Origin of the sequence: Oryzobacter telluris (assembly GCF_043099285.1) — a bacterium.
Taxonomy (GTDB): domain Bacteria; phylum Actinomycetota; class Actinomycetes; order Actinomycetales; family Dermatophilaceae; genus Oryzobacter; species Oryzobacter telluris.
This window is the reverse complement of the sequence record NZ_CP170723.1, coordinates 3,155,538-3,169,366: the sequence shown is the minus strand read 5'-3', so window position 1 is coordinate 3,169,366 and position 13,829 is coordinate 3,155,538. Positions and strand designations below refer to the sequence as shown.

Sequence of the window (13,829 nt, the reverse complement as noted above, 5' to 3'; positions counted from 1 at the left end):
TCCCGCCCCGGGGCCTGTCCCGTCCCAGCGGGACCGCGCTCAGAACCGGGCCGTGGCCTCGGCCACCAGGTCGCCGACGAGCTCGCCGGCGTCGACCTCGAGCCCCTTGCGCTGGAACCACGTCACCATCGTCGTCGCGTCGCGCTCGAGGAACTCGAACCCGCGCGGGTTGCCGATGACGTCGACGACCTGCGGCCAGTCGATGAGGACGAGCCGCTCCTCGTGGAGGAGGACGTTGTACGGCGACAGGTCGCCGTGCGTCCAGCCGTGGTGCGCGAGGGTGAGCATCGTCGCGCGCAGCTGCTCGAACAGGTCTGCCAGCAGGGCGGGTTCGGGCCGGGTGGAGACGAGCCGGGGCGCTGCCACCGGGGTGCTCCCCGTCGTCCCGACGAACTCCATGAGCATCTCGCTCTCGTCGAGCTGCACGGGGTAGGGCACCGGGAGGCCGAGCTCCCAGAGCCGGCCCAGGGCGGCGAACTCGGCTGCGGCCCACTGGCCCGCGATGACCTGCTTGCCGAAGTCGGTGCGGCGGGTCATGGCCCGCAGCTCGCGGCTGCGTCGGACCCGGCGCCCCTCGAGGTAGCCGGCGTCGCGGTGGAAGAGCCGGTGGTCGCCGTTGCGGTAGCGCTTGGCGGCCATCGTGCTCACCCGGTCGGTGTCCGGGATCCAGCGGCGGACGACGTGGACGTCGGCCTCCTTGCCCGTCTTGAGCACGCCGAGGTCGGACTCGACCGCGGCGAGCTCGGTCAGCACCCAGTCCGGGCGCGGTTTCGGTCCGTGGGTCGAGACGTCCCAGGTGGACCAGCGCTCGCCCTCGGGCGGAGCGTCAGGTGAGGTGTCGGTGGAGAAGCGGGCCTGCTTCTCGGGAAGGTGGAACGGCTGGTGTGCCACTGCGGTGCTCCAGGTCGGTGAAGGGGGTGGTGGGCTCGGTGGAACCCGCGACGGTCGTCGACATCACGGCCCTCCTTCATCGGTGCGGACAGGTGCAGTGGGCAGCAGCGGGTGCCGCGGCCTCAGGACGAGGGTTTCGCACCCGGGCGCCGCGCGCCACCCATTTAGCGCGAGAGCGGCTCGACCCGCGACAGCACGGGCTCGGTGGGGAACAGGGTGATGAGCGAGGCCACCGGGACGCGGTCGCCGTGGGCCACCGCGGTGACCCGGTGGCCGCGCAGGACCAGGGCGAGGGCGAGCACGGCCTCGACCATCGAGAAGTGCTGGCCGATGCACCCGCGTGGCCCGCCACCGAACGGCATCCAAGCGTACCGGTGGCTCGGCTCGGGCCGCTCGCCGGAGCCGGTGAAGCGTGAGGGGTCGAACACGAGGGGGTCGGCCCAGAAGTCGGGGTGGCGGTGGATGGTCCACGGCACGACGACGACGTTGGTGCCGACGGGCACCGGGTGCCCCATCAGCTCGTCGTCCCCGACGCTGAGCCGGCCGAGGATGGGGGCCGACGGGTAGAGGCGCATCGCCTCCTTGAGCGCCGCCGTCGTCTCCGGGAGGGAGGCCGTGGTCGCGGCGGTGGGCCGGTCGTCGCCGAGCACCTGGCGCACCTCGGCGCGCACGCGGTCCTGGACGTCCTGGTGGCGGCCGAGCAGGTGCAGGGCGAAGGTCAGCGCCGTGGACGTGGTCTCGTGCCCGGCGAGCATGAAGACGAGGACCTGGCCGCGGACCTCCTCGTCGGTGAGCCGCTCGTCGCCGTCCCTCGCGGCGAGCAGCCGGCTGAGCAGGTCGGTCTCCCCGGACGTGCGGCCCTCGCGACGGGCGGCGACGATCTCCTCGCACACGCCGAACAGGTCGTCACGGGCCGCTCGACCGCGCCGCACCCGTGGCGTCGGCACCGACGCGGGCAGCCGGACCGCGCCCAGCCCGCGCCGCATGATCGTGTCGGACACCGCGGGGAATGACCGGTTGACGTGGGGGATGACGTCGTCGGCCGCGTCGCCGAAGAGCGCCCGCAGCACGACGCGCAGGGTGAGCCGCTGCATCTGCCGGCCGAGGTCGACCACCGGCCGGTCCGCGACGTCCCACTCGCCGACGACGGCCTCGATCTCCTCCACCATGAGGTCGGCGTACCCGTCGACCGCCACCTTGGTGAAGACCGGCTGAAGGAAGCGCTTCTGGCGGGTCCACTCCTCGCCCTCGGCGGTGAGCAGGCCCGGGCCCAGCCAGCGGGAGATCTCCTCGTGCACCTGGTCCTGCTTGGAGTACCCGCGCCACGAGCTGCCCGACAGCACCCGCGCCGCGGCATCGGGGTGGTGGAGCCACCAGACCTCGCGATCCATCCCCGGCGGACCGATGAGCATGCGGACGAGGTCGCCGTGCTCGCGCCACGTCGACTCGGCGTACTCCACGGCGTTGCGGCGCAGCCCCATGACGGGCCGGAGCCGGCCGCCCACGACCGGTGGGGGAGCCAGGGCTGTCATCGCTCCATGGTGGCCCCGGACCCGAGCGGCGTCGAGGGGGTGGGGGGACTCACACCGTCGTGCCGTTCAGCCCGACGCCGCCCGACGGCATACTCGGGAGGCCAGACCACCCCCGAGCCGAAGGCGGCGAACGCGTGTCCCGACTCCAGACCACCGACGGGCTCTCCGAGGAGCAGCACGAGCTGATCAAGCTCGTCCGGGAGTTCGTCGAGGAGCAGATCCTCCCGGTCGCCACCGAGCTCGAGCACCGCGACGAGTACCCGACCGACATCGTCGAGGGCATGAAGGAGATGGGGATCTTCGGCCTGATGATCCCCGAGGAGTACGGCGGCCTGGGCGAGTCGCTCCTCACCTACGCGCTCGTCGTGGAGGAGATCGCCCGCGGCTGGATGTCGGTGAGCGGCATCATCAACACCCACTTCATCGTGGCGTACCTGATCCTGCAGCACGGCACGGAGGAGCAGAAGCAGCGCTACCTGCCACGCATGGCCACCGGTGAGGTGCGCGGGGCGTTCTCGATGTCCGAGCCCGGAATGGGATCCGACGTCGCGGCCATCCGCACCAAGGCGGTCAAGGAGGGCGACGAGTGGGTCGTCACCGGCCAGAAGATGTGGCTGACCAACGGCGGCTCGGCCAACCTCGTCGCGGTCCTCGTGCGCACCGACCTCGGTGAGAGCGACAGCCCGTACAAGAACATGACGACCTTCCTCGTCGACAAGGAGCCCGGCTTCGGCGAGACGGCGCAGGGCATCACCGTGCCCGGCAAGATCGAGAAGATGGGCTACAAGGGCGTCGACACCACCGAGCTCGTCCTCGACGCCCACCGCGCCCCGGAGACCCAGGTCCTCGGCGGCGTCCCCGGCAAGGGCTTCTACCAGATGATGGACGGGGTGGAGGTGGGCCGCGTCAACGTCGCCGCCCGCGCCTGCGGCCTGTCCCGTCGCGCCTTCGAGCTGGGCATCGCCTACGCGCAGCAGCGCGAGACGTTCGGCAAGAAGATCGCCGAGCACCAGGGCATCCTGTTCCGCCTCGCCGACATGGCGACCAAGGTCGAGGCCAGCCACCAGATGATGGTCAAGGCGGCCCGCCTCAAGGACGCCGGCGCCCGCAACGACCTCGAGGCCGGCATGGCCAAGTACCTCGCGTCGGAGAACTGCGCCGACGTCGTGGAGCAGAGCTTCCGCATCCACGGCGGCTACGGGTACTCCAAGGAGTACGAGATCGAGCGGCTCTACCGCGAGGCCCCGATGCTCCTCATCGGTGAGGGGACGGCCGAGATCCAGAAGATGATCATCGGCCGCCGCCTCCTCGAGGACTACCGGGCCCGCTGACGCCTCAGTAGGTCGGCGCGGCCGGCCGGGCGAGGAACCCCTCGTAGGTGTGCCAGCCGCCGTCGCGGTAGGCCTTGGCCAAGGGCTCGCCGACGTAGCGGAAGTGCCACGGCTCGAAGCCCATCCCGGTGGTCGACGTGCGGCCCTTCTCGTAGCGCAGCACGAAGCCGAAGCGCCACGCGTTCTTCGCCAGCCAGACCCCCTGGGGCGTCTCGTCGATGCAGTCGTTGATCCGGCAGTTCGACCGGCCGATCGGGAGCAGGTCGACCGCCAGCCCGGTCTGGTGCTCACTGAACCCCGGCCGCATGTACCAGGTGTCGGTCCACGTGCGCCCCTTGAGCGCGAGGTACTTGTCGTAGAGCGCCTTCTGGGTGTCGTACGAGCGGTAGGCCGTGTCGATGCCGACGCGGCCCGCTCCCTCGGCGTAGGACGCCGACGCCATCCGCGCGAGGGCGGCCGCGGCATCGGACCGCAGCTTCTGGCCGTCGGCGTACAGCATCGAGGGCACGACGAGGTTCGCGGGCACGAACGTCCTGGGGGACACCGGGTTCCGCTTGTTCACCAGGGCCCACAGGCTCGATGACGCGTCGATGCTGCGGCACGCCTCGAGTCGGCCCGCCAGCAGGCGGATCGAGGACTCGGCGCCGAGGAGGACGACCCGGGCCACGCCCGGGCCGAGCAGCGCCGGGCGCACGGCGGCCGTGACGCAGAACGGCTGGGTCAGGTACAGCGGGCGCTTGGTCCGACCCGCGAGCACCGCCCCGGCGAAGCCGTTGGTGAGGTCGAGCCCGTTCGCGAGGTACGCCGCGGCAGGGGCCATGCTGGGCCAGCCGAGGGCGTTGACCCGCTCGGCGGTGGCGAACGCGTCGGCCCCGGCGGCCCGCACGACGCCCGCGCTGCCCACGAGCGCCCGCAGGTCGGCCTCGATGCCCGACGACACCAGGCTCGTGGGCCCCACGATCGTCACGCTCGTGACGCCGAGGTCGCGCAGCAGGGCTGCGTTGGCGGAGTGGAGGTCCGGGGCCGTCCCGTCGAGGACGACGACCGGCCCGCGGTGGGCCGCCGCCGCCGTCGCGCCGACGACCGCCTCGGCGCGCGCCGACTGGTCGACGACCCAGGCCGAGGTGGCGCTGGTGAACGCGGAGCGGTTGAGGGACTGGGAGGTCGAGGTGCGGCTGTCGCTGCCGATCCGCCGCACGTCGCTGGTCCACCGGGTCGCGGCCTGGGCGACCTTGGTGGAGACCGCGGCCGTCGAGCCGACGACGACGACCCGGCGGGGCCGGAGGCGGTCGAGCTCGGCGACGACGACGGCGGGGATCGAGTCCCTGGCCGTGTAGAGGACCGGTCCACCCTGCGTGGCGGCGGCCGGGATGGCCGAGTAGCCGTGCGACCAGGCGGTTCCGGACACGAGGTACGCGACCGGGACCGGCGCGGTGCCGTAGGTCTTCCGGGACGCGGCGACCGCGGTGGCGTACCGGTCGGACCCGGTGATGCGCGACAGGCTCGGCTGGGCCACGGTGGCGAGGGAGGGAGCGGCGGCCGGCACCGCGGCACGAGGGGTGGCGGGCGCAGCGGACGGGGTGGCGACGGCGGCCGATGACCCCACGACGAGGGCGACGGCGGCGGTCGCGAGGGCCGTGAGGGAACGAGGGCCGCGAGGTCGGGGGGTCATGCCTCAGCATGGTAGGCACTGCCGCGGCGCGGGGCGCGCCGGAGCGCGGGCGGTCCGCCGGTCAGTACGTCGGCGCCGCCGGGCGCCCGAGGAACTCCTCGTAGGTGTGCCAGCCGCCCTCGCGGTACGCCCGGGCCAGGTCCGTGCCCACGTACCGGAAGTGCCACGGCTCGAACCCGACGCCGGTCGTCGAGGTGTGACCGCGCTCGTACCGGAGGATGAAGCCGTACCGCCAGGCGTTCCTCGCGAGCCAGGCGCCCTGGGGCGTCTCGTCGATGCAGTCGTTGATGGTGCAGCTCGACCGGCCGATCGGCAGCAGGTCGACGGTGAGGCCGGTCTGGTGCTCGCTGAACCCCGGGCGGAGGTACCAGGTGTCGGCCCAGGTGCGACCGCGGCGGGCGAGCCAGGTCGTGTAGAGGGCGTCCTGGGTCTCGTACGAGCGGAAGGCGGTGTCGATGCCGACCGTCCCGGCGCCGGCCTCCCTCGACCCTCGGGCCATCGCGGCGAGGGCGTCGGCGGCGTCGGCGCGCAGCTGGTGGCCGCCGGAGTGCTCCATCGGGACGACCTTGAGGTCCTTGGGGACGAAGCTCCTGGGGGACAGGCCGTTTCGCTTGTTGACGAGCACCCACTGGCTGGAGGGGTCCTCGGTGCTGCGGCACGGCGTGAGGTCGTCGACGAGGCTGCGCACCGAGCCCTCGCCGCCGAGCACCGTCACCCGGGCCACGGTGTCGGCGAGCACCCCCTCGCGGGTGGCAGCGGGCAGGCAGTGGACGAGCGACCAGTAGAGCGGGACGCCCACGCGCCCGGCGAGCACCGCACCCGTGAAGGCGTCGGTGACGCGGTCGCCGTTCGCCACGTACGCCGCGGCGGCCGTGGCCCGGCCCCAGGCCATCGTGTGGGTGCGGGCCGCGAGCGCAGCGCGGTCGGCGCCCTCGGCACGGGTGACCTCGCCGCCGAGCGCCCGGTCGAGGGCGTCGGCCACGCCGGAGGACACGGCCTTCGTCCCGCCCACGACGGTCGCGTCGCGGACGCCGAGGTCGCCCAGGAGGGCCGCGTCGGCCGCGGGCAGCGACCGGGCGCCCTCCGCGACGACGACGAGGGGGGAGCGCCGCGAGGCCGCAGTGGCCGCCGCGACGGCGAGGTCGGTGGCCCGTCCGGCCGAGGCGACCCACGCGGTCGTCGCGGTGGGGAAGGCGGCGCGGTTCACGGCCCGCGCGACCGCGAGGGGGTCGTCCGAGTCCACCCGCGTCACCGAGGCGACCCGTTCCACGGTGGTGACGACCCGGTCGGCCACCGCCCTCGTCCCGCCCAGGACCACCACCTCGGCGGGGTGCAGGCGCTCGAGCTCGGCCTTCGTCGTGACCGGCAGCCGGTCGCCCCTGGTGAGCAGGACGGAGCCGCCCCGGGCGGCTGCCGCGGGAACGGCCGCCCAGCCGAGGTCGAGGCGGTCGTCGGCGACGAGGTAGACGACCGGCACCCCTGCACCGGGACGGGGCGTCGACGCCCGGCTGGCGGTCGCCGAGAGCGCCCACCGGTCGTCGGCGCGCAGCCGCTTCACCGTGGGCAGCGTGCCCTTCGCCCTCGCCTCCGGCACCGTCGAGGGCGCAGGCGTCGGGCTCGGCGTCGGCGTGGCGGTCGCGCTCGGGCTCGCCGACGGGGAGGAGGCGGAGGGTGTCGCGGCCAGTGGCCGGCCGGGCTCCCGGTCCTGCAGCAGGGCGACGGCCCCACCCGACAGGGCCACCACGGCCGCGGTGGCCACCGCCACCTGCGCCCGGCGCCGTCGCCACCACGGGAGGGGCGACGGGGGCGGCGGCATCACCCCAGCATCGCCGATCGCTCCCGGCCCCGCACCCGCGCCCAGCGGCCTCCCAGCCGACGTCCAGCGGCGCCTGCGATGATGTCGGGCATGAGCACCCAGCCGATGCGCCCGGGCCTTCGCGCGGCCCTGTCGCTGGAGTACCCGATGTCCCTGGCGGTGTACGACAGCTACGAGGACGCCCAGAAGGCCGTCGACTACCTGTCCGACCACGAGTTCCCCGTGCAGGACGTCCTCATCGTGGGGACCGACCTCAAGCAGCTCGAGCGGGTCACCGGCCGGCTCACCCGCGGCCGCGTCATCGGCGCCGGGGCCCTGTCCGGCATGTGGCTCGGCCTGTTCATCGGGACGATCTTCGCCCTGTTCGACCCCAGCGGCTTCAACATCCTCAGCATCGTCGGCACGGTCGCGTTCGGCGCCGTCTTCGGCATGGTCTGGGCGATGGTCGGCTACGCCCTCACCCGCGGCCAGCGCGACTTCACCTCGGTGAGCCACGTCGTGGCCAACAAGTGCGAGGTGCTCTGCGAGCACAAGCACGTGCAGCGCGGCCGCGAGCTGCTCCACGAGATGGACCCGATGCGCGCGGCCCAGGAGCAGGTCCGCCGCACGCAGGAGGCCGAGCGGGCCCGCGTGAGCGACCCGGGCCAGGCCGCGGGCGCAGCGCGGCCGCCGCACCAGCCGCCTGCCGGCTGAGGCGGGTCCCGGCCCCCTGGCCTGCGCCGTCGCGGGCAGGCGGGCGGTGACAGGAGGGGTCGGAAGGGAGCACACTGCTGGGAACCCTCAGGGCCGACCGATCCTGATCGGAGTGCCGTGTGACGGACGTTCCTGCTGCTTCCGGTCGTGCGACGACGACGGACGACCCGACGCGGCTCACGGCGCGCCTCGCGGAGGCGCAGGACCAGCTCGCCGCCTCGAGCGAGGTGCTCTCCGTCCTCGCCCGCGCGTCCTCCTCGGAGGAGGACGTCTTCCAGGCCGTCGTGCACAACGCCCGCCGGCTCTGCGACGCCGACGTGGCCCAGATCAGCCTCGCCGAGGGTGACGGGTACCGGCTGGCCAGCTTCATCGGGCACGACCCGGACTACGTCGCCTTCGCCGTCGAGCACCCCGTCCCGGGCAACCGCTCCACCCTCATCGGCCGGGTCGCGCTCGACCGGACGACCCGCCAGATCGACGACGTCCTCGCCGACCCGGACTACAACCTCCCGGAGTACCAGCGGCGCGGGCGGTACCGCTCGATCATCGGGGCGCCGATGGTGGTCGACGACGAGGTCGTCGGCGTCCTGACGGTCTGGCGCACCGAGGTCCGGCCCTTCGACGACCACGTCGCCCAGCTGCTGACGACCTTCGCGGCGCAGGCCGCCCTGGCGGTGCGCACCGGGCAGCTGTTCTCCGCCCTCCAGGAGCAGCGGGCCGGGCTGACCCGCAAGGTCGAGGAGATGCAGGCGCTCGCCGAGATCGGCACGGCCATCAGCTCGCTGACGCTCGAGCACCACGAGGTCCTCACGATGATCGTCGAGCACGCGGTGTCGCTCGCCGGGGCCGACGGCGGCTCGCTCATGGACTACGACGAGGCCACGAGGCTGTTCCGGGTCCGCGCCGCCTGGGGCACCCAGCCCGACGTCCTCCACCGGCTGCAGTCCGTGCGCATCCACCTCGACGAGACGCTCGTCGGCCGGGCGGCCCGCTCCGGGACACCGGTCCAGGTGCAGGACCTCACGCTGGCCGAGCGCGACCCGCACCTCGACATCCTCCACGCGGCCGGGTGGCGCTCACTGGTGGCGGTGCCGCTCACCCGGCCCGACCGGATCGTGGGGGTCCTCGTCGTGCGCCGGCTCAGCACCGGCGCGTTCAGCGACGAGACGACCGAGATGCTCACGGCCTTCGCGGTCCAGTCGGCGGTGGCGCTGACCAACGTGCGGCTGTACCAGCAGCTCGAGCAGCAGCGCCGCGAGCTGGAGGAGACCAGCCAGCACAAGTCGGAGTTCCTCGCGAGCATGTCGCACGAGCTGCGGACCCCGCTCAACGCCGTCATCGGCTTCTCCGAGGTCCTCCTCGAGCGGATGTTCGGCGACCTCAACGAGCGCCAGGCCGAGTACGTCGGCGACATCCACGACGCGGGTCGCCACCTCCTCGACCTGCTCAACGACGTGCTCGACCTGTCCAAGGTCGAGGCCGGACGCATGGAGATCGAGCTGTCGACGTTCCCGTTGGCGGACGCGGTCCACGGGGTCCTGTCGCTGCTGCGCGAGCGCGCCCAGCGCGCGGGGCTGGAGCTCGTCAGCGACCTCTCGACCGTCCCCGGCCTCGTGCGCGCCGACGAGCTGCGCTTCAAGCAGGTCCTGCTCAACCTCGTGGGGAACGCCGTGAAGTTCACCCCGGCCGGGGGGAGCGTGACGGTGGCGGCGACCCTCGAGGGGCCGGACCTCGTCCTCACCGTGTCCGACACCGGCGTGGGGATCGCGCAGGACGACCAGGAGCGGATCTTCGACTCCTTCCAGCAGGGGTCGCGCTCGACCTCGCAGGTCGAGGGGACCGGGCTCGGGCTCACCCTCACCCGGCGGATCGTCGAGCTGCACGGTGGGCGCGTCTGGCTGACGAGCGAGGTCGGCGTCGGCAGCACCTTCGGCGTGACCTTCCCGAACCAGCCCGGCGACCAGCACCCGGCGCCGGCACCGGCGACGTACGAGCCGTCGGTGGAGGACGCCCGGCCCACCGTCGTCGTCATCGAGGACGACCCGAGCTCGTCCGAGCTGGTCCAGCTCCACCTCGGGGCGGCCGGGCTGCGCCCGGTCCCGGTCCCGAGCGGGGAGGAGGGGCTGGCGGCCGTCCGGGCGCTCCGGCCGACCGCCGTGGTCCTCGACATCCACCTCCCGGGGATGGACGGGTGGGACGTGCTGGCCGCCATCAAGGGGGACCCGTCGCTCGCCGAGACCCCGGTCGTCGTGGTGTCGGTGCTCCCCGAGCGCGGTCGGGGGTTCGCGCTCGGGGCGGCCGACTACCTCGTCAAGCCGGTGGGACGCGACGAGCTGCTGGGGGCCGTGTGGCGGGCGGTCGCGGACGGCGCGGACCACGGCTCGGCGCACCCGGGTGGGGTCGTCGTCATCGACGACGACCCGGTCGCCCTCGCGCTGATCCGGGCCACCCTCGAGCCGCACGGGTGGACCGTCACGACGACCGACCGCGGGGCCGATGCGCTCGACGTGGTGCGGGCGGCCTCGCCGTCGGTGGTGCTCGTCGACCTCCTCATGCCCGGGGTCGACGGGTTCGCCGTCGTCGACATGCTCCGCGCCGACCCGGAGCACGCGGCCACGCCCGTCGTCGTCCTCACCTCGAAGTCCCTGACGGCGCGGGACCGCGAGCGGCTGCGCGGGCGCATCGAGTTCGTCGCGTCCAAGGGGGCGCTCGAGCTCGACTGGCTCGCGGGGCGCCTGTCGCAGGTCGCCCAGGTCGGGCGCCGAGGGGAGGGGGGAGGGGGATGAGCCGGGTCACCGTGCTCCTCGTCGAGGACAACCCGCGCAACCTCAAGCTGGCGCGGGACGTCCTCGAGTTCGCCGGCCTGAGCGTCGTCGCGGTGACCACGGGGGAGGAGGCGCTCGCGGCCCTCGAGCGGGGCTGCCCCGACGTCGTCCTCATGGACCTCCAGCTGCCGGGGATCGACGGCCACGCCACCCTCTCGCGCCTGCGCGAGGACCCCCGGACCGCCGACGTCCCGGTCGTGGCGGTGAGCGCGCTCGCGATGGCCGCCGACCGGAGCCGCGCCCTCGACGCAGGGTTCGACGGCTTCATCGAGAAGCCGATCAGCGTCCGCGACTTCCCCGAGCAGGTCCTGCTCCACGCGCGCCGCGGCGGTGGGCGGTGACCGCCGAGGGGAGCGCGGTGGTCCCCGAGGGGGCGGCGGTCCTCGTCGTCGACGACGTGCCGCAGAACCTCCGGCTGCTCGACGCCGTCCTCTCGCCGCGCGGGTTCGAGGTGCGGTGCGCGGCCTCGGGTGAGGAGGCGCTCGAGCTCCTGGCGGACGGCCCCCTGCCGGACGTCGTCCTCCTCGACGTCATGATGCCGGGGCTCGACGGCTACCAGACCTGCCGGCGGATCCGGGAGGACCCGAGGACGCAGTTCGTGCCGGTGGTCATGGTGACGGCGAGCGGGGCGTCGGAGAAGGTCAGGGCCATCGAGGCCGGGGCCGACGACTTCGTCACCAAGCCGTTCGACCAGGCCGAGCTCCTGGCCCGGGTGCGCTCCCTCGTGCGGATCAAGCGGTACCACGACACCGTCGTCGCGCAGGCCGCCGCGCTCGCCGAGTGGAACGAGCGGCTCGAGGCCCGGGTGGCCGCGCAGGTCGACGAGCTCGGGCGGCTGGGCCGGCTGCGCCGCTTCCTCTCCCCGCAGGTCGCGCAGCTGGTGGTCGAGGGCGGTGACGAGTCGTTCCTGCGCAGCCACCGCCGCGAGATCACGACCGTCTTCACCGACCTGCGCGGGTTCACCCCGTTCGCGGAGCGCGCCGAGCCCGAGGAGACGATGGACGTGCTGCGCCAGTACCACGCGGCGCTCGGCGAGCTCGTCTTCCGGTACGAGGGGACGCTCGAGCACTTCGCCGGCGACGGCATGCTCGTCTTCTTCAACGACCCCGTGCCCTGCCCGGACGCCCCGGACCGCGCCGTGCGGATGGCCGTGGAGATGCGCACGGCCGTGGAGCGGCTGGCCCTGGGGTGGCGCCGACAGGGCCACGAGCTGGGGTTCGGCGTCGGCATCGCGCAGGGGTACGCCACCCTCGGGCGCGTGGGGTTCTCCGGGCGCTACGACTACGCGGCGATCGGCACGGTGACCAACCTCGCCGCCCGGCTGTGCGCGATGGCCGGACCGGGGCAGGTGCTCGTGACCCAGCGCGTGCTCGACGGGGTGGAGGGGCCGGTGCTCAGCCGCGAGCTGGGCCCGGTCGAGCTCAAGGGGATCAGCCGACTCGTCGACGTCCACGAGGTCCTCGACGTCGACCTCGTCCGACCGGAGGCAGCACGATGACCAGTGAGACCGCCCGCCCCGCCCTCGTCCTGCGCGACCTCGACGACGGCGCCCGTGACGCCGAGTTCGACCGCCTGCAGGCCCGCCTGCCCGAGGTGTGGCGGGGCATGCGGCGCGACGACCCCCGAGAGTCGGTGGTCGTCGTCCCCTCGATGTCGGTCGACCGGGTGGTCTCCAACCCCGGGACGCTGAGCCAGGCCCTCGAGGAGCGGTTCCTCTTCCTCCTGCTCCTGCTGCGCCAGCCGCGGCTGCGCATGGTCTACGTGACCTCGCAGCCCATCGACCCGCTCGTGGTGGAGTACTACCTCTCCCTGCTGCCGGGGGTGATCCCCAGCCACGCGCGCTCCCGGCTGCACCTGGTGTCGGTGGGCGACGGCGGCCCCGAGTCGCTCACCGAGAAGCTGCTCGCACGGCCTCGGCTCCTCGAGCAGGTCCGCGACCTCGTGCCGGAACCCGCGCTCTCGCACCTGATCCCGTACACGACGACCGCGCTCGAGCGCGACCTCGCCATCGTCCTCGGCATCCCGATGTACGGGGCCGACCCGCGCCTGTTCGAGCTCGGGACGAAGACCGGCTGCCGGCGCGTGTTCGCCCGCGCCGGGGTGCGGCACCCGTCCGGCCACGAGGACCTGCACGCGCGCGAGGAGGTGCTCGCCGCGCTGGTCGACCTGCACCGGGCGGGGGCCCGCGAGGCGATGGTCAAGCTCAACGAGGGTGTCTCCGGCAAGGGCAACGCCGTCGTCGACCTCACCGGGGTGCCCGCCGGCGGCACGCCCGGCCACGAGGACGCGGTGGCCGAGCGGATGCAGGGGATGGAGCTGGAGGACGAGCGCATCGACGTCGACACGTTCCTCGCCAAGCTCGCGCAGCGCGGCGGGATCGTCGAGGAACGGGTCACCGGCGACGAGATCCGCAGCCCGAGCGTGCAGCTGCGGGTCACGCCCCTCGGCGAGGTCGAGGTGCTCTCGACGCACGACCAGCTCCTCGGTGGCCCGAGCGGCCAGTCCTACCTCGGCTGCCGGTTCCCCGCGGATCCGGCGTACGCGGTCCTCATCACCGCCGCCGCGGAGAGGATCGGTGCCGTCCTCGCGGAGGAGGGCGTCCTCGGCCGGTTCGCCGTCGACTTCGTCACCGTCCGCCAGGGCGAGGCGTGGGAGGCACACGCCATCGAGGTCAACATCCGCAGGGGCGGCACGACCCACCCCTTCCTCACCCTCCAGTTCCTCACCGACGGGCGGTACGACCCGGCCGACGGCACCTTCCGCACGCCGGCGGGGGAGGACCGGCACCTCGTCGCCACCGACCACCTCGAGGACGAGTGCCTCAAGGGGCTGCGGCTCTCCGACCTGTTCGACCTCGTGGCGCGATCCGGCCTGCACTTCGACCCCTCGCGCCAGACGGGAGTCGTCTTCCACATGATGAGCGCGCTCACCACCCACGGGCGGCTCGGGATGACGGCGATCGGGACGACGGCCGAGGGGGCCCAGGCCCTCTACGAGGAGGCAGAGCGCCGGCTCCTGGAGGAGGCCGCGGCCGCGCTCCTCGACGTGACCCTGCCGGTCTGACGCGGC

The 13,829-nt window shown here is 73.6% G+C and carries 10 protein-coding genes; 6 read left to right on the top strand and 4 right to left on the bottom strand.

Going from position 1 to position 13,829, the window contains the following annotated elements; all coding sequences use genetic code 11:
* Positions 1-39 precede the first annotated feature (39 nt).
* Both ACFLFB_RS14685 and ACFLFB_RS14680 read right to left on the bottom strand, forming a co-directional pair.
* On the bottom strand, positions 40-891 hold the full coding sequence (locus tag ACFLFB_RS14685) for a serine protein kinase RIO (RefSeq protein ID WP_392542921.1): 852 nt from the start codon (positions 889-891) through the stop codon (positions 40-42).
* A 164-nt stretch (positions 892-1,055) separates the two neighbouring features.
* The gene (locus ACFLFB_RS14680; RefSeq protein WP_392542920.1) at positions 1,056-2,423 is read right to left on the bottom strand and encodes a cytochrome P450; all 1,368 of its coding nucleotides are present in this window, start codon (positions 2,421-2,423) and stop codon (positions 1,056-1,058) included.
* Between the two features lie 134 nt (positions 2,424-2,557).
* On the opposite strand from ACFLFB_RS14680, the gene ACFLFB_RS14675 reads away from it, so the two are divergent.
* Positions 2,558-3,754, top strand: a complete 1,197-nt coding sequence (locus tag ACFLFB_RS14675; protein ID WP_392542919.1) for an acyl-CoA dehydrogenase family protein — start codon at positions 2,558-2,560, stop codon at positions 3,752-3,754.
* Positions 3,755-3,758: 4 nt separating this feature from the next.
* Here ACFLFB_RS14675 and ACFLFB_RS14670 read toward each other — a convergent pair whose 3' ends face one another.
* Together ACFLFB_RS14670 and ACFLFB_RS14665 are read right to left on the bottom strand one after the other, a co-directional pair.
* The gene (locus ACFLFB_RS14670; protein ID WP_392542918.1) at positions 3,759-5,426 is read right to left on the bottom strand and encodes a D-alanyl-D-alanine carboxypeptidase family protein; all 1,668 of its coding nucleotides are present in this window, start codon (positions 5,424-5,426) and stop codon (positions 3,759-3,761) included.
* A 61-nt stretch (positions 5,427-5,487) separates the two neighbouring features.
* A complete protein-coding gene (locus ACFLFB_RS14665) occupies positions 5,488-7,242 on the bottom strand; it encodes a D-alanyl-D-alanine carboxypeptidase family protein (protein WP_392542917.1) in 1,755 nt (584 codons plus the stop codon).
* Positions 7,243-7,332: 90 nt separating this feature from the next.
* On the opposite strand from ACFLFB_RS14665, the gene ACFLFB_RS14660 reads away from it, so the two are divergent.
* The 5 genes from ACFLFB_RS14660 to ACFLFB_RS14640 all read left to right on the top strand — a co-directional run bounded on the left by ACFLFB_RS14660 (position 7,333) and on the right by ACFLFB_RS14640 (position 13,823).
* Positions 7,333-7,935 (top strand): general stress protein, encoded by a 603-nt coding sequence (locus ACFLFB_RS14660; protein WP_392542916.1) that lies wholly within the window; start codon positions 7,333-7,335, stop codon positions 7,933-7,935.
* Between the two features lie 119 nt (positions 7,936-8,054).
* Positions 8,055-10,721, top strand: a complete 2,667-nt coding sequence (locus ACFLFB_RS14655; protein ID WP_392542915.1) for a GAF domain-containing protein — start codon at positions 8,055-8,057, stop codon at positions 10,719-10,721.
* Entirely contained in the window at positions 10,718-11,101 is a 384-nt protein-coding gene (locus tag ACFLFB_RS14650) for a response regulator (protein WP_392542914.1), read from the top strand. Before ACFLFB_RS14655 ends, ACFLFB_RS14650 begins: the two co-directional genes overlap by 4 nt.
* Positions 11,098-12,258, top strand: coding sequence for an adenylate/guanylate cyclase domain-containing protein (locus tag ACFLFB_RS14645; RefSeq protein WP_392542913.1), 1,161 nt, complete (start codon positions 11,098-11,100; stop codon positions 12,256-12,258). Before ACFLFB_RS14650 ends, ACFLFB_RS14645 begins: the two co-directional genes overlap by 4 nt.
* The gene (locus ACFLFB_RS14640) at positions 12,255-13,823 is read left to right on the top strand and encodes a peptide ligase PGM1-related protein (protein ID WP_392542912.1); all 1,569 of its coding nucleotides are present in this window, start codon (positions 12,255-12,257) and stop codon (positions 13,821-13,823) included. Before ACFLFB_RS14645 ends, ACFLFB_RS14640 begins: the two co-directional genes overlap by 4 nt.
* Positions 13,824-13,829 lie beyond the last annotated feature (6 nt).